We start from the raw sequence: 15,978 nt of genomic DNA on the forward strand, positions 1-15,978 counted from the left end.
CCTTCGATCGGAGGTCACGCGGCAGGCTCTCAGGGGCGGGGCACGTTCCGCAGGTTGGAGCGGGCCATCTGAAGCATCCGGCCCACGCCTCCGTCCAGCACGATCTTGCTGGCGGAGAGCGCGAACCCGGTCACCATCTCCGCGCTGATCCTCGGCGGGATGGAGAGCGCGTTGGGATCGGTGACGACGTCGATCAGGGCCGGGCCCTTCTGCTTGAAGGCGTCCTTGAGGGCGCCTTCGAGCTGTTTGGGCTTCTCGACCCGTACGCCGTACGCCCCTGCGGCCCGCGCGATCGCGGCGAAGTCCGGGTTCTTGTTGGTCGTACCGAACGACGGCAGACCGGCGACCAGCATCTCCAGCTCCACCATGGAGAGCGCCGAGTTGTTGAACAGGACCACCTTCACCGGAAGGTCGTACTGGACGAGGGTCAGGAAGTCGCCCATCAGCATGGTGAATCCGCCGTCGCCGGACATCGACACGACCTGCCGGTTCCGGTCGACGAACTGGGCGCCGATGGCCTGCGGCAGCGCGTTTGCCATCGAACCGTGGCTGAACGAACCGATCACCCGGCGCTTGCCGTTCGGCGACAGATAGCGAGCTGCCCAGACATTGCACATCCCGGTGTCGACGGTGAACACGGCATCTTCGTCGGCGAGTTCGTCGAGCACCGAGGCGACGTACTCCGGATGGATCGGGATGTGTTTCTCGACCTTGCGGGTGTATGCCTTGACCACGCCCTCCAGCGCTTCGGCGTGCTTCTTCAGCATCCGGTCGAGGAACTTCCGGTCGGTCTTGGCCTTCACCCGCGGCGTCAGACAGCGCAGCGTCTCGCGGACATCGCCCCACACCGCCAGATCCAGCTTGGAGCGGCGGCCCAGGTTCTCGGGGCGCACATCGACCTGGACGATCTTCACATCGGTGGGCAGGAAGGCGTTGTACGGGAAGTCGGTGCCGAGCAGGACCAGCAGATCGCACTCATGGGTCGCCTCGTACGCGGCGCCGTAGCCGAGCAGTCCGCTCATGCCGACGTCGTACGGGTTGTCGTACTGGATCCACTCCTTGCCCCGCAACGCGTGCCCGACCGGGGCCTTCACCCGCTCGGCGAACTCCATGACCTCGGCGTGGGCGCCCGCGGTGCCGCTGCCGCAGAACAGGGTCACCCGCTTCGCCTCGTCGACCATCCGGCAGAGCTTCTCGATCTCGTCGTCGCCGGGCCGTACCGTCGGCCGCGAGGTGACCAGGGCGTGCTCGATCGACTTCTCCGGCGCCGGCTGGGAGGCGATGTCACCCGGCATCGAGACGACGCTGACCCCTCCGCGACCGATCGCGTGCTGGATCGCCGTCTGGAGCAGCCGCGGCATCTGCTGCGGGTTGGAGATCATCTCGTTGTAGTGGCTGCACTCCTGGAAGAGCAGATCCGGATGGGTCTCCTGGAAGTAGCCGAGACCGATCTCGCTCGACGGGATGTGCGAGGCAAGGGCGAGGACGGGGGCCATGGAGCGGTGGGCGTCGTAGAGGCCGTTGATGAGGTGCAGATTGCCGGGGCCGCAGGAGCCCGCGCAGGCCGCCAGGGTGCCGGTGATCTGGGCCTCGGCACCGGCGGCGAACGCGGCGGTCTCCTCGTGCCTGACCTGGATCCACTCGATGGCGGAGTTGCGGCGGATGGCGTCGACGACCGGGTTGAGGCTGTCGCCGACGACGCCGTAGAGCCTCTTGACTCCCGCCCGGACGAGAATGTCGACGAACTGCTCCGACACGTTCTGCTTGGCCATGGGTGCGTATCCTCTCCGCGCCGGCAGCGCGCTAGGAGTCCATCAACCCATGGCCCGCACGGTTACGCCTCCCAGACGCCGACACTCGTGCGGTCGTCGGCGTACCCCTTCACCCGGAGCTGGGTGTCCGCGAGGAAGGCCGCCAGGCCGGGCGGTTCCTGGGGCGTCCAGCGTTCGGCGAGCTCGTCGGCGAGGGCGGGCTCGCCGCGCAACGGCTCGGCCAGCCCGGTGCTGCAGAGCAGCAGTGTGTCCCCCGGTCGGGCCACCGAGGCCCGGAACCGGAAGGGCTCCGCAGGCGGCGGGGGCGGGCTCTCGATGTACGGGGACGGCGGTGTCGTGATCCCCAGGTCCATGGTCAGCCGGTCGCCGTGGAGCCCGCTCTCGGGCGACGCGGATCCGAAACCGACGACGGGCTCCCCGGTGACTGCCCCGGGCGCCGGAACGTCCGGTTCGAGGTCCCGCCACACGCCGTCGCGCAGCCGGAAGAGCCCGCCGCCGCCCACTCCGAAGAAGACCCGGGTGCGGCAGTCGGGGTCGGCCGACAGCAGCAGGCAGCGCAGGCCCGCGGTGTACTCGTGCGGTTCGAGCCCCAACTCGGCGGCGCGGGCGCGGAGCCTGCCGTAGCTGCGGTCGGTGAGGCGGTGCAGACCGGACTTGAGGTCGCCCCGGCGGCCTGCCCTTATGTCCTCGGCAAGCCGGGCGTGGCTGCGGCCGACGGCTCCGCCGATCCAGCGGCAGGCGTCGGCGGCCGCGAGATGGGCGCCCTCGGCGGCGCGGGCTCCGCTGGCGACGGCCACGAGTACGAGGGCGTTCTCGGCGGCGCCGAAGCGCACGGTGAGCAGGGCGTCGCGCCGGGGCTCGCCGCGGAACCGCGCGGAATCCCCACGCACCGAGGCGGCCCGCAGGGTGTACGTGCCGTACCTGGCCCCGTCGAGCACGGTGTCGGCGACGAGCGCGTCGAGTTCCTGGGGTGTGGTGGCGGGCAGGGCGGTGGGCTCGGCGTCGTAGGTGGGCGGCCGGTCCCCTACATACATGAGTCCGGGGCGGGATGCGGGTCCGGGAGCCACCGGGTCCGGGCCGGCCGGGGTGGCTCCGGAGCCGGAACCGGTCGCCCCTGCAGGTGCGGACTCCTCCGGGGCCTCGGCCCGTTCTGCGACCGGCCGCCTCGGCAGCGGCGGCACATGCTCGGGCGGAGGCGGGACCGGGACGGGTGGTGGGGCGGGGACCGGAGGCGGGACCGGGACCGGAGGCGGGGCCTGGACAGGTGGTGGGGCCGGGACGGGTGGTGATCCATCGACGATCCCCGGCCGCTCGGCGCCGGGCGGCGGGGCCGGGGCCGGGGGCGGCGCATCGACGAGCGGCGGCGCAGGAGCCGGCGGTGCGGCGAAGGTTCGTGGCTGTGCGGCGCCACGCGGTGGCTCCCACGGGGCGCGCTCGGCCTCCGTTGGCGGCTCCCACGGCGCACGCTCCTGTACAGGTGGCTCCGGCGGCGTCCGAGGATCCGGCACGGCCGCGTCCGCCCCTCCGTACCCGTCATCACGACCGGGCCCGCCCCGCCCCGCCGGACCCACCGCGTCCGAGGCCGAGTCGAAGCGGTCGTCGAGACTGTCGGCCGCGTGGGTCGACCCGGTGTCCGCGGCGGTTTCGTCGTACAGCTTGCGCCACCAGTCGTCCTCGTGGGCGGCGGGCCTCTCCCCCTGCTGACTCATGCCCTTATTGTCCACCGCACGGGCCGTACGAAAACGGGTCATCGGGAAAAAAGAGGTCCGCCGGGCGACCCCACCCCCCACGGGAAGGACGCCCGGCGGACCGGTTCCGGTGTGACCCCGGTCAGCGCACCGCGTATGCGTCGACGATGGTCTGGACGACGGAGTTGCCGTTGGCGTCCGTCAGTTCCGTCTTCAGCGTGACCGGCTTGCCGGCCGCGCCCGCGTGGTTCACGGTCGCGGTCCAACGCCCTTCCCGCTGTGCGGTGGTGGCCTGGGTCCAGGTCGTGCCACCGTCGTACGAGTACGAGACCTTGGCCGCGGTCAGCTTGCCGGGTGTGTAGCCCGCGTGACCGGTGACGCTCAGGCCGATCTTCTGACCGTCCTGCGCCGCCAGGGTCTTCATCCCGTCCGTCGCCAGGTCGTAGCCCGGGAAGAGAAGCGGGATGCCCTGAGAGTACGCGTTCTCGTCCCGCTTCGAACGGAATTTCCAGGTGGTCTCGGTCTGGGTGGACCGCTTCCACACTGCCGCGGGCGAACCGACCTTCATGGTGACCATGGTCAGTTCGTACGGTGCGTCCTCGGCCGGCACCTCGAACACGCCGGACGGGTATCCGGAGCTGCCGAAGTTCTTGTCGCCGCTGGTCAGCGTCATGTTGCCCAGGTCACCGAACGAGCCCTGGATACCACCGTGTTCGCTGTCCGCCCAGAAGCCCGGGGCGACGCCGATCAGGTTGTCCTGTCGCTCGGCGGCGAGCACCTCCTTGCCCTGGAGGTCGCGCGGAGTGGACGGGCCGACGATCCCCCGGTACCAGTTCTCCGTGCGCTGCGAGCCGGACTTGTAGGTGTGGGCCGGGTCGACCATGGACTCGCCCCAGGGGAAGCTGGAGGAGACGAAGCGCTCCCAGGCGTTGTCGCCCGCCGAGTAGTACTCGGTGCGCTTGCCCGGGACGGCGACGGTGTCGAACACGGCGGAGAAGCGCCCGCCGTACGGCCGGTCGATGACCAGCGAGTCGACGTAGTCGGCTGCCACGCCCATCGCCTCGTACGTGGCGGTGGACTTGCCGAGCTTGCTGTCACGGACCTTGTACGTACGGTCCGAGGTGACCGGGCCGCTCTCGGGGAAGCCGAGGTTGTAGACGAACGGGCTGGCAGCGGTGGCCTTCCAGCCCAGCGTCACGGGACCGTCGGCGAGGGCGGCGGTCAGGCCGGCGGCCTCACTCGTCTCGATCGCCAGGGAGGGCAACGGCGCCGAACCGAAGCCGAGGGACGGCAGCCATGTGCCCGCGGACGGCCGGTACACGATGATCGCCTTGGCGCCGGCGGCCTTGGCGTTCCGCGCCTGGACGGACATGAATCCGTCGTCGGCGACCTTCACCAGAGCGATCTTGCCCGCGACGCCGGCGGCCTTCAGCTGGTCCGGAGTTCCGGTGCCCGCGTCGACGAGCGCGGCTTCGCCCGTACCGTCGAGGTTGACGGCGCCGGTGCTCGCCGTCTGCGGGTGCAGCTCGGCACCGCCGACGACCGAGAGCTTGTCGATCTGCGGGGCGTACGCACGCCAGAAGCTGGCGAACTCGAAGTCGCCGTCAGTGGCCCTGCCCTCGACGTCGGCCAGGTAGTTCTTCACGATGCGGCTGCCGGTGACGGAACCCGAGTGCAGCCAGACGTCGTCCCAGCTGCGGCCGAAGCTGAGGGTCGTGGAGCGGTTCTCGGACCTGCGGTCCTCGGTCTTGACCTGGAGCCGGTGGGCCTTGCGGGCGTCCAGTACCAGGGTGGTGTCCTTGGTGACGTTCAGCTGCGGCCTGGCGAGGTAGCCGACGGACTCGACCATCCTGCCGGTGGCGTCCTTCGGGTCCGGCGACATGACGAAGCTGGAGACGAAGTACGCGCCGGGGCGCACCTGGTACACCTGGTCGGACGCCCCGTCGTTGAAGCGCCGCTCGCCGCTGGCGGTGTCGGTGCCGATGACGTCCAGCGAGGAGGAACCCGCGGCGGGCTTGCCGGTGCGGTCGATGAGCTTGACGCGCAGAGTGACCGTCTCGGCGCCGACGTACAGCGAGAACGGGGTGGAGACCTTGACGCCGTCGGCGCCGGTGGCCAGTACGCGCCCGGTGACATCGCCGTACTGGGCAGCCTTCAGCTGCGCGGTCGGGTCGATGTGCAGCGGCACCTTGACGGTCGCTCCGGCCGGCACGGTGACACTGCTCGCGTCGAGCTTGGCGACGGAGGAGCGGACCGCCGAGCCGTCGTTGCCGGTGACGCCCTGGACCTTCAGCGACAGCTTCACCGGCTTGGTGCCGGAGTTGGTGTACGGGACGTCGACCGTGGTGCGGTCGCTCCTGTCCTGCGGCCAGTTGAACGTACCGCCCTGGACGGCGGGGGCGCCGACGACGGTGGTGTCGATGGCGGCCTTGACATCGAGGCGGCCGCCGCCGGTCTCCCGTACGTCACCGGGGATGTCGCTCTTCGCGGACGACACGAGGGCCGCCTTGATCTGCTGCGCGGTCCAGTCCGGGTGACGCTGCTTCACGATGGCTGCGGCGCCCGCGACATGCGGGGTGGCCATCGACGTACCCGACATCGACCGGTACGCGTACACCCCGCGGCCACCGGCCGCGGCGGCCGAGATGTTGACGCCGGGGGCGGAGATCTCGGGCTTGAGGGTGTGCGAGCCGATCACAGGTCCGCGGCTGGAGAACTGGGCCGTGGAGTCGTCGCGGTCGACGGCGCCGACGGTCAGCACGCTGGGGGCGCAGCCCGGCGAGGAGACGGTGTTCAGCGTCGGACCGGAGTTGCCGGCCGCGATGACGAACAGGGTGTCCTTGCTCTGGGCGAGCTCCTCGGCGGCGACACTCATCGGGTCGGTGCAGTCGGTCGGCGTCGGGCTCCCGAGACTCATCGAGACGACGTCAGCCTTCTGGTCGACGGCCCACTGCATACCGGCGATGATCCAGGACTCGGCGCCGGAACCGCTGTCGTTGAGGACCTTGCCCGCGAGCAGGTCGGCGCCCGGGGCGACGCCCTTCTTCTTGCCGTCGCTGGCCGCGCCGGAGCCGCCCACGGTGGAGATGGTGTGGGTGCCGTGGCCCTGCCGGTCGTCGGTGGTGTCGGAGTCGGTGAAGTTCTCCGAGGCGGCGATCCGGCCCTTGAGGTCGGGGTGTTCGGCGTCAACACCGGTGTCGAGGACGGCGACCTTGGTGCCCTTGCCGTCGTAACCGGCGGCCCAGGCGAGGTCGGCGCCGACCTGCTTCGTCGACTTGTCGAGAGTGGCCTGAACCTTGCGGTCGAGCCAGAGCTTCTTCAGACCGGAGACCGAGCGGGACCGGGTGTCGGTGACGTCCGACCAGAAGTCGGCGGCCTTCTCCTTGTCCGCCTTGAGCGCGACGCCGTCGATGGCGTCGAGTGCGAGTCCGCGCTTCGCACCGCGCGGGGTGACGGGCGCCGAGCGGGCCAGGTCCTTGCTGTACACCGCGATCAGCGGCAGCGACTTGGTGCTCGCGTCGTCATAGCCCTGACGGATCAGGCCGGTGACGTTGAAGAGTTCCTCGTCGACCTTGCCCGCGGCGAGCGCCCCGGTCGCGGTGTCCGGGTAGACGTACAGGTCCTTGCCGGACTGCCGGGTCTGGATGAGCGGCACGGTGCCGTCCTCGCGTGGCAGCGCGGTGGCGGACGCCGCCCCCGAACGGTCCGTGCTCACCAGAACCTTGTCCCCGGTGACCAAGGTGACGGTGACCGGTTTGCTGCCCTTCCCGGCAGCGGCAGCGGTGGCTGCCGCACTGCCGGTGAGCGGTCTTGTCGCGGCGGGCGCGTCCTGTGGCACGGCCACGGACGGCGCTACCACGGTGGCGGCCAGGACGGCGGCTGTCGCCGCTCCCAGCGCCGTACGCGATATCGGGCGCATCGCACTCCCCAGGTGATTCCGGAAGAAGGGCACACAAAGGCCTTGTTTCCGGAGGTTGTTGGTACTGCGGTGGCGCCACATTGGCAGAGGTACGTGCGATACAGGGATGATGTACACGGCGGGTTTACGCCGTGGCCGCTTTCCGCCACGGCCGACCGGCCGAAGAGTGCGCAACGATGCGGAAATGACACGTCCGGGGAGGGGTCCGAGGGTGCTGGGAGCCATAGGTCTCGACGAGAGACAGGAGTCCGCCTACCGTGCACTCGTCGCGATGGGGGCGGCGGAGGTCAACGACCTCGCGCACCGGCTGGGGCTTCCCGAGTCGGAGACCGAGCGCGCGCTGCGCCGGCTGGAGCAGCAGGGCCTCGCCGCCCAGTCGTCCGCCCGCACCGGCCGGTGGGTGGCGGCGCCGCCCGGGGTCGCCCTGGGCGCACTGCTCACCCAGCAGCGCCATGAGCTGGAGCAGGCGGAGCTGGCGGCGGCGCTGCTCGCCGAGGAGTACCGGGCGGATGCCGCCGAGCCCGCCGTGCACGATCTGGTCGAGGTGGTCACGGGTGCGAGCGCGGTGGCGCACCGCTTCCACCAGTTGCAGCTGGGGGCGGCGACCGAGGTGTGCGCCCTGGTCACCGGGAACCCCATCGCGGTCAGCGGGCTGGACAACGAGTCGGAGGAGCGGGCCGCCACCCGCGGGGTGTCGTTCCGGGTGGTGATCGAGCGCGAGGTGCTCGCGCTGCCGAGCGGGATCCTGGAACTGTCGGCGGCGCTGAGCCGGGACGAGCAGTGCCGGGTCGTCGACCGGGTGCCGACCAAGCTGGTCGTCGCGGACGCCTCGCTGGCCATGGTGCCGCTGACCGGCCGCGGCGCCGAGCCGGCCGCACTGGTCGTCCATGCCTCCGGGCTGCTGGAGTCGCTGATGGGGCTCTTCGAGGCGGTGTGGCGCGAGGCCATGCCGCTGCGGCTCGGCGAGAGCGGCTGGGCTCAGGAGACCACGGTGGGGCCCGATCCGACCGACCTGGAGATTCTGTCGTTGCTGCTGGCCGGGCTGACGGACGCGAGCGTGGCGAAACAGCTGGAGCTGGGGCTGCGGACCGTCCAGCGGCGGGTGAAGGGCCTGATGGAGCTGACCGGCGTGTCGACGCGGCTGCAGCTGGGCTGGCATGCGTACGAGCGGGGCTGGGTGGCCCGCACCCCGCGAGCCTGAGGCGGGCTTGTCCGGCAGGGTCTCAGATCGCCCCCACTACGCCTCTGAGCTGCACCGACGGCTCCCGCCCGGCACCTTGCTGACGGGCGGGACCTGCCGGATTCCGGCAGGCTGGTGAGATGGGTGTGTGGCAGCTCATCGCCGTGGGCCTGGTCATTCTGCTCGGCCTGGTCGGCGTGCTGGTGCCCGGGGTGCCGGGACAGGCGATCGTCTGGGCGGCCGTGCTGTGGTGGGCACTCACCGACAGGAGTCCGGCCGCCTGGGGCGTACTGATCGGCGCCACCGCCCTCCTGCTGCTGAACCAGGCGCTCAAGCCGCTGCTGCGGCCGCGCCGCCCGCGCGAGTCCGGCGCCCCGCGCAAGACGCTGATGCTGGGCGGGATCGCCGGGATCGTGGGCTTCTTCGTGCTGCCTGTGGTGGGCGGGATCGTCGGGTACGTCGGGGCGATCTACGGTGCGGAGCGGCTGCGGCTCGGCAGCGGCGGGGCGGCCCGGGCGTCGCTCCGTTCGGTGATGCGGGCCACCGGCTACTCCGTGCTCGTCGAGCTGTTCGCATGTCTGCTGGTGACGGGGGCGTGGCTGGTCGTGGTGATCAGGAGCTGACCGCTCACCTTCCTCTCGGTGGACATCAGGGTGGACACCGTCCATATAGGCGGTAACACATCGGATCTCTCCCGCTCTATTGACGCCAGGATCACCCTTGCCTACCTTCCGTGAAGGAATAGCTCGGATGAATTGATGCGCCTGCGTACGAGTCGCCAGGAGACGCCTTGCCCACAGCACCGGACCCTTCCTGCACGCCCCGGACTCCCCGGACGGCCTCCTCGCCGCCGTCCCCCTCCCGAAGAACTGTTCTCGCCACCGGCACCGCGCTCGGCGGCGCCCTGATGGTGGGCGGCGCGGCCGTCCCCGCCCAGGCGGCAGCCCCGGCCACCGCGCCTGCCGCCTCCGCCGCGCCCGTCGTGCACTCCCCCGATGACAGCTGGCGCACCGTCCTCGACGACGCCGATCTGCTCTGGCAGAAGCTGCCGAAGACTTGGTACGAGGGCCCGTATCTGGGCAACGGCCGCCTCGGCTCCGGCATCTACGCCGAGCCGGGCGCCACGACGACGGCCGTCCGTTTCAACGTCCAGCACTCCGAGGTCCAGGACCACCGCCCCGAGTTCGGCTCCCTCTTCGGCCTCGCCCGCCTGCCGATCGGCCACTTCACCCTGGAACCGGCCGGCACCATCACCGGCATCGAGTGGTGGATGCGACTGCGCACCGCCGAGCTCGAAGGCACGATCACCACCACCGCGGGCACCTTGAAGCTCCGCGCCTTCGTCCACTCCTCCAGCGACCTGCTCGCCGTCGAAATCACTCCGAGCGAGGGCGAGCAGGGCTTCCGCTGGGTCTTCCACCCGGCCGACGCCATCAGCCCGCGTGCTGACTTCAAGCCTCTGCCGGACGGTTACACGGGCAACCCGCCCGCCGTCGTCGAGCAGCACGGCGAGGTGACCGCCGCCGTCCAGCCGCTGCTGGCGGGCGGCCAGCACGTCACCGCGTGGCGGGAGCGCACCAGGGGGGACAGCCGCACGCTGTACGTCACCGTCACGCACTCCCACCCGAAGACGACGGCACGTGACCGCGCGCTGCGTACCGTCAAGACCGCATCCGCGCTCCCGTACGCGCTGCTCGCCACCCCGCATCGCTCCTGGTGGGACCGGTTCTACCGGAAGAGCTTCCTGTCTCTGCCGGACGCCCGGCTGCAGCGCTTCTACTGGATCCAGCTCTACAAGACGGCGTCGGCGGCCCGCAAGGACGCGCCCGTGATGGCGACCTCGGGCCCCTGGCTGGAGCCCACCCCGTGGCCGAACACCTGGTGGAACCTCAACGTCCAGCTGGAGTACTGGCTGATCCACGGCTCCAACCACCTGGAGCTGGACGCCGTCACCCGCGCCCTGAGCGAGTTCCGGGACCAGCTCTCCCGCGAGGTCGCGGCCCCCTACCGGGCGGACTCGGCCGGCATCCCGCGCACCACCGACCCCCAGCTGGTCAACGGCGCGTCCGTGACCGACGGCGGCTACGGCGTCGGCATCCCCGGCCAGGACCCTCCCACCCCCGAGGTCGGCAACCTCACCTGGGCACTGCACAACGTGTGGCTCTCCTACCGGCACACCATGGACCTGTCGATCCTGCGCGACACGTTGTTCCCGTTGCTGCGCAAGGCGGTCAACTACTACCTGCACTTCCTGGCGCCCGGTGCGGACGGCAAGCTGCACCTCCCGGCGACGTTCTCCCCCGAGTACGGCGTCAACGCCCCCGACTGCAACTACGACCTCATGCTGCTGCGTTGGGGCTGCCGCACCCTGCTGGACTCGGCCGAGCAGCTCGGCGTCCACGACCCGCTGACGGCCCGCTGGCAGGAGGTGCTGGCCAAGCTCGCGCCCTACCCGGTCGACGCCAACGGGTTCATGATCGGCGCCGGGGTTCCGTTCGCGAAGTCGCACCGCCACTACTCGCACATGCTCGCGGTGTATCCGCTGTACGAGGTGACGGGCGCGTCGCCCGACGAGCGCGCCCTGATCGAGAAATCCCTCGCCCACTGGGTGGGGTTCGAAGGCGCCCTGCAGGGCTACACCTTCACCGGTGCCGCCTCGATGTCCGCGCTGCTCGGCAAGGGCGAGGACGCGCTGAAGTACCTCGGCCAGCTGATGAGCCGCTTCATCCAGGCGAACACCATGTACAAGGAGTCGGGCCCGGTCATCGAGACCCCGCTCTCGGCGGCCCAGTCGCTGCACGACATGGTGTGCCAGTCCTGGGGCGGCACGATCAGGGTCTTCCCGGCGCTGCCCGCCGCCTGGCGGGAGCTGACCGTCCACGACTTCCGCACCCAGGGCGCGTTCCTGCTCAGCGCGGTACGGGAAGAAGGCCGGACCCGCTGGGTGCGGGTGACCAGCGAGGCCGGCGCGCCCTGCGTCGTACGCCACGGCATAGACGGCCCGATCGAGATCCGTGACCGCCACGGACGGCCGTTGGGGTACGAGGAGGTGGCGGACGGCACGGTGCGGATCGGCCTCCGCAAGGGTGACTCGGCGCTGATCACGGCCGAGGGCGACCGCCCGGACCTGACGATCCGCCCGGTCGCCCCGAACGCGGCGGCGCCGCGCTGGGGTCTGCCGGTCTGAGCCGGCCCGCTCGCAGGTCGTAAGGACCACGGTCCGATGCGACGGCCGACGGGGCCGGCCGATGTGCCGGGAGGCCGGTCCCGAATTCCGGCCGGGTGAAGGGAATGCGGGCCCTCGACGGGGCCGATGTCACCGGCGGTCCAGATGGCGCACGGCGTACGACCGCCAGGGCCGCCACCGCTCCGACCCGGGCGACCCGTCCGGATCCACATCGGGATCGCCGAGCGCCCGCATCCTGATCAGCGCCGCGGCTGCCGGACCGATCCCCGGCAGCCGCAACAGCGCCTGCTCGGCCTCGTCGCGGTCGGCCCCGGCGTCGAGACGCACGGTCCCGTCGGCGAGCGCGGCAGCCAGTGCCCGCAGCGCCGGATCGTCAGCCGCACCGGCCAGCACTCCCGGCTCCGGGAACACATGGGTCAGACCGCCGCACTGCACGTCGAGCACCTTCCCGTACGTCTCCACGAGCCGCTCCGCCGCTTCCCGGCCGACGAGCGTCCGTACGGCGAACTCCTCGGGGTCCGCGGCGCCCGGTGACCTCAGCCCGGGGCGGGCCGCGACGCGCGGTGCCAGCCCGGGGTCGGCGCGGAGCCGCTCGTCGACGGCGTACGGATCGGCATCCAGGTCGAAGAGGCGCCGCAGCCGCTGCACGGCCGTGGTCAGATCGCGCAGGTCCGTGAGGTTGATCCTGGCGTCCAGCCATGCCCCGGCGGACCGCTCGTCGACGGAGACGACGCCCGTGCCGTACGGCAGCCGCAGGGTGCGCCGGTAGGTGCGGGCGCCGGGATCGCCGCTGACCTCCTCGACCCGGGCGACCGCCTCGCCGGCCAGCAGATCGAAGACCTCCCGGGCGGCATACGGTCCCCGGTGGGCGAGCCGGAGCGGGATTCCGGCCGTGCGCGCCTCCCGTACCGCCGCTCCCAGTCCGGTTCCGGCCTCGGCCCGCAGCGCGCTCGGCGTGCGGGCGTAGATCTGCCGGATCGTGTCGTTGAACTGGCGCACGCTGGCGAAGCCGGACGCGAACGCGATCTCGGTGACGGGCAGCCCCGTCGTCTGGAGCAGCACCCGTGCGGTGTGTGCCCTCCGGGCGCGGGCCAGCGCGACGGGTCCGGCGCCCAGCTCGGCGTTGAGCTGCCGCTGCAACTGGCGCGAACTGTAGCCGAGTCGGTGCGCGAGCCCGGGCACGCCCTCCCGGTCGACCACGCCGTCACCGATCATCCGCATGGCACGGCCGACGACGTCGGCCCGTACGTTCCACTCCGCGGACCCCGGGACGGCGTCCGGGCGGCAGCGCCTGCACGCCCGGAAGCCGTTGCCCTGGGCAGCGGCGGCGGTCGGGAAGAACCGGACGTTCTTCCGCTTGGGGGTGACGGCGGGACAGCTCGGCCGACAGTAGATGCCGGTGGTCTCGACGGCGAAGAAGAACTCCCCGTCGAACCGCGCGTCGCGGCTGCTCACCGCCTCGTACCTGGTCCGTTCGTCCATCACACCGTCCAGTGTGCGCCACCGAGCGGTGGCGCACTCGCGGTTTTCGGACGTCGACCCGGCGCCCCCGGCCGGGGCGCGGCACTACCGCACCCGGCCCCGCTTCGCGTCCATGGCGGCCCGGCCCGCGGCCCCCCTGCGCTTCCATTCGCGCAGCATCTCGGACCGCACCCGGGCATCGGTCTTGGCGACGATGCGCTGGTTCTCGCGCAGCAGCTTGCGGAAGCTGTCGAGACGCCGCTCGGAGAGCGAACCGTCGTCGATCGCGGCGAGTACCGCGCAGCCGGGCTCGGACTGATGGGCGCAGTCGTGGAACCGGCATCGCCGGGCCAGGTCCTCGATCTCCGAGAAGACCTGACCGACGCCGGTCTCCGCGTCCCAGAGTCCGACCCCGCGCAGTCCGGGTGTGTCGATCAGTACGCCCCCGGAGGGCAGAACCAGCAGGTTGCGGGTCGTGGTGGTGTGCCGGCCCTTGCCGTCTACGTCACGGGCGGCCTGCACTTCCATCACGTCGTCGCCGAGCAGCGTGTTGGCAAGGGTCGACTTGCCCGCACCGGACGCCCCGAGCAGCACACTCGTGCCGCCCGAGACGATGGCACCGAAGACGTCGAGCCCCTCCCCGGTGGCGGAGCTGACGGGCAGCACCTGCACACCGGGCGCGATGGCTTCGATGTCCTGGACGAAATACGACAGCGTGTCGGCGTCCGGCACCAGATCGGCCTTGGTCAGCACCACGATCGGCTGGGCTGCACCGTCCGTGGCGGACGCACCGTCCCGCAGCAGCGCGTCACCGCTGGAGCTGGACATGGCGAGCGCGAGGAAGCGCTCCACCCGCCCCAGGTCGAGCTCCACGGCGAGCGAGACGCAGATGGCGATGTGGTCGACGTTGGTGGCGAGCACCTGCCCTTCGGAGCGCTGCGACGACGTCGAGCGCACGAAGGCGGTGCGCCGCGGCAGCAGTGTCCGTACGAACTGCGGATCACCGTCGGGGTCGACGGCGACCCAGTCGCCCGTGCAGACGATCCGCATCGGGTCGCGGGGGACGACGAACGCGGTGTCCGCGCGGACGGTGCCGTCGGGGGTGACGACATCGCACTGACCACGGTCCACCCGCACCACCCGTCCGGGCAGCAGCCCCTTTGCGGCGTGCGGTGCGAACTCGGCCGCCCAGGCGTCGTCCCAGCCGTACGGCGACAGCGGATGCGACGAGGACGGGCCGACGTTGGAGGAGAGCGGGGAAAGCGGGGAGAAAGACAAGGGAAACCCTTCGGAGGGTGGCCCCGGCAACGCGCACTCGGGCGCGGAGAAGTACGAAAGAAGGTCAGCCGGCGACCACGGGGGTGAGAACGATGCTCTTCCGGTTGTGGGCAGCGCCCACCGCAACGACAGTCATCAATGTCCTCACCTCCTGGTTCACAGCACGGGCCGACACCGGCGGTATGTCCGCCGGCCGCAACGCTGCACACGATAGCCGGGAGCCGCCCGACGCCGTCAACACATTTATTGCCTCAGGTCCTCGCGGCGGACCGGTCCGGGACGTTCGTCGGAGTTATCACGAAGTCTCCCTCGATCAGGTGAAACTGGCGTACAACGACCGTTCCATGGCCGTTATGGTGCCGAGCATGACCTCACCCCGGACCGCCACCGGCACGTTCACACAAGCCCGGTTGGGCACGCTCTCCCTGATCGGGTGGAGCGGGGAGCACCCCGGCGGCGGACACGATGTCGCCTTCCTGCTCGTCTACTCGCTGGGCGACGGGACGGACGGCCCGGCCGCCGGTGAGGCCGCGATGCGAGTGGCACTGGAGCGCTGCGGGCTGCCGGTCGGCGCCCGTCTCGTGCGCGCCGCCGAGACGCCGGGCCTCCCGGTGAAGCTCCTGGTCCAGGCCGGTCAGGCCGTACTGACGCTGCCCCACTTCACCGCGCAGTACCGGGTGCCGGCCGAGTGGCTGGTCGCGGCCCGCGACCGGGGCGAGGTCTACGCGATGTTCGCCACCCGCCCGTGGCCGGAGGCGGTGCCGGGCCGGCCGGTCAGCGAGGAGCTGCTGCGCTCCTTCGCCGCCGACGAAGAGGTCGTCATGACCTCCGCCCACTGTCTTCTGCCGGTGCGCTCCCTGGGCTGACCCGCCCGCCCGGTCCGTCCGATGCCCACCGCCCCCCGTCGAGCGGTGGGCATCGTCGTGCGCCGCCCCACAGGGGAGAGCGGGCGGCCCGGGGGTACCCCTGGACCGCCCGCAGCTCACGCGGCGTCAGCTGTTGTTGGCGCCGTTGCCCGACAGGACCGGGACGTCGTCCAGGATGTGCGACAGAGCCTCGTCACCCTTGGCCTGGGTGGAGTTCTCCGTGCACTGCTGGTTCTGCGGCGAGGACAGGACGTTGACGTCCTGGACCGCGACGGGCACCAGGCCCACGACCGAGCCGACGTCGGCCTTGGCCGGCAGGCCGACGCACGCCTTGTTCAGCGAGCCCTGGACGAGCTGCAGCTGCGGGCTGCCGTCGCCCTGGGTCACGCTGTTGCCGAACTGCTGCTGCGTCCCGTTCCCGTTGACCGACGTGGTGCCCTGGTCATTGCCGATCGCCATGGCCGAGGGAGCCGCGGCAGCCGAAAGACCGACCAGGGATACGGCCACTGCCGCGCCGGCCATCATCTTCTTCATCACGCTTCACCCTTCAGAGCGCCCCGTTCTGGAACGCACTGATCAACCGGATACGGAAGCGTCAGTTCCGCAGTACCACTCAAATGGGTTGGA

The 15,978-nt window shown here is 71.1% G+C and carries 10 protein-coding genes; 4 read left to right on the forward strand and 6 right to left on the reverse strand.

Features of this window, described 5'->3' with window-relative positions:
- Positions 1-29 precede the first annotated feature (29 nt).
- The 3 genes from OHA88_RS13650 to OHA88_RS13660 all read right to left on the reverse strand — a co-directional run bounded on the left by OHA88_RS13650 (position 30) and on the right by OHA88_RS13660 (position 7,379).
- Positions 30-1,772 (reverse strand): pyruvate dehydrogenase, encoded by a 1,743-nt coding sequence (locus tag OHA88_RS13650; protein ID WP_328625727.1) that lies wholly within the window; start codon positions 1,770-1,772, stop codon positions 30-32.
- Positions 1,773-1,834: 62 nt separating this feature from the next.
- Entirely contained in the window at positions 1,835-3,481 is a 1,647-nt protein-coding gene (locus tag OHA88_RS13655; protein WP_328625728.1) for a protein phosphatase 2C domain-containing protein, read from the reverse strand.
- 121 nt (positions 3,482-3,602) lie between these two features.
- Entirely contained in the window at positions 3,603-7,379 is a 3,777-nt protein-coding gene (locus OHA88_RS13660; protein ID WP_328625729.1) for a S8 family peptidase, read from the reverse strand.
- A gap of 211 nt (positions 7,380-7,590) precedes the next feature.
- On the opposite strand from OHA88_RS13660, the gene OHA88_RS13665 reads away from it, so the two are divergent.
- The 3 genes from OHA88_RS13665 (at position 7,591) to OHA88_RS13675 (ending at position 11,746) form a co-directional block, all read left to right on the forward strand.
- Complete coding sequence (locus OHA88_RS13665) at positions 7,591-8,580, forward strand: helix-turn-helix domain-containing protein (protein WP_328625730.1); 990 nt, start codon at positions 7,591-7,593, stop codon at positions 8,578-8,580.
- A gap of 119 nt (positions 8,581-8,699) precedes the next feature.
- Positions 8,700-9,182, forward strand: a complete 483-nt coding sequence (locus tag OHA88_RS13670) for a DUF456 domain-containing protein (protein WP_267000476.1) — start codon at positions 8,700-8,702, stop codon at positions 9,180-9,182.
- A 284-nt stretch (positions 9,183-9,466) separates the two neighbouring features.
- Positions 9,467-11,746 (forward strand): glycosyl hydrolase family 95 catalytic domain-containing protein, encoded by a 2,280-nt coding sequence (locus OHA88_RS13675; protein WP_328629682.1) that lies wholly within the window; start codon positions 9,467-9,469, stop codon positions 11,744-11,746.
- Positions 11,747-11,875: 129 nt separating this feature from the next.
- Here OHA88_RS13675 and OHA88_RS13680 read toward each other — a convergent pair whose 3' ends face one another.
- Positions 11,876-13,228 (reverse strand): DNA-3-methyladenine glycosylase 2 family protein, encoded by a 1,353-nt coding sequence (locus OHA88_RS13680; protein ID WP_443044373.1) that lies wholly within the window; start codon positions 13,226-13,228, stop codon positions 11,876-11,878.
- Positions 13,229-13,312: 84 nt separating this feature from the next.
- Positions 13,313-14,485, reverse strand: a complete 1,173-nt coding sequence (rsgA, locus tag OHA88_RS13685) for a ribosome small subunit-dependent GTPase A (protein ID WP_328625731.1) — start codon at positions 14,483-14,485, stop codon at positions 13,313-13,315.
- Between the two features lie 365 nt (positions 14,486-14,850).
- Here rsgA and OHA88_RS13690 point away from each other — a divergent pair, with 365 nt between their 5' ends.
- The gene (locus tag OHA88_RS13690) at positions 14,851-15,351 is read left to right on the forward strand and encodes a DUF5949 family protein (RefSeq protein WP_328625732.1); all 501 of its coding nucleotides are present in this window, start codon (positions 14,851-14,853) and stop codon (positions 15,349-15,351) included.
- Positions 15,352-15,477: 126 nt separating this feature from the next.
- On the opposite strand, the gene OHA88_RS13695 is transcribed toward OHA88_RS13690, so the two are convergent.
- Positions 15,478-15,885: a rodlin gene (locus OHA88_RS13695; protein WP_328625733.1), complete on the reverse strand. Its 408-nt coding sequence runs from the start codon at positions 15,883-15,885 to the stop codon at positions 15,478-15,480.
- Between the last annotated feature and the right edge of the window lie 93 nt (positions 15,886-15,978).

Source organism: Streptomyces sp. NBC_00353, assembly GCF_036108815.1.
GTDB lineage: Bacteria > Actinomycetota > Actinomycetes > Streptomycetales > Streptomycetaceae > Streptomyces.

Coding starts and splice junctions, on each gene's coding strand:
- OHA88_RS13675 (WP_328629682.1), top strand. CDS start 9,467: ATGGTGGGCGGCGCGGCCGTCCCCGCCCAGGCGGCAGCCCCGGCCACC.
- OHA88_RS13655 (WP_328625728.1), bottom strand. CDS start 3,481: ATGAGTCAGCAGGGGGAGAGGCCCGCCGCCCACGAGGACGACTGGTGG.
- OHA88_RS13670 (WP_267000476.1), top strand. CDS start 8,700: ATGGGTGTGTGGCAGCTCATCGCCGTGGGCCTGGTCATTCTGCTCGGC.
- OHA88_RS13650 (WP_328625727.1), bottom strand. CDS start 1,772: ATGGCCAAGCAGAACGTGTCGGAGCAGTTCGTCGACATTCTCGTCCGG.
- OHA88_RS13660 (WP_328625729.1), bottom strand. CDS start 7,379: ATGCGCCCGATATCGCGTACGGCGCTGGGAGCGGCGACAGCCGCCGTC.
- OHA88_RS13680 (WP_443044373.1), bottom strand. CDS start 13,228: ATGGACGAACGGACCAGGTACGAGGCGGTGAGCAGCCGCGACGCGCGG.
- OHA88_RS13690 (WP_328625732.1), top strand. CDS start 14,851: ATGACCTCACCCCGGACCGCCACCGGCACGTTCACACAAGCCCGGTTG.
- OHA88_RS13695 (WP_328625733.1), bottom strand. CDS start 15,885: ATGAAGAAGATGATGGCCGGCGCGGCAGTGGCCGTATCCCTGGTCGGT.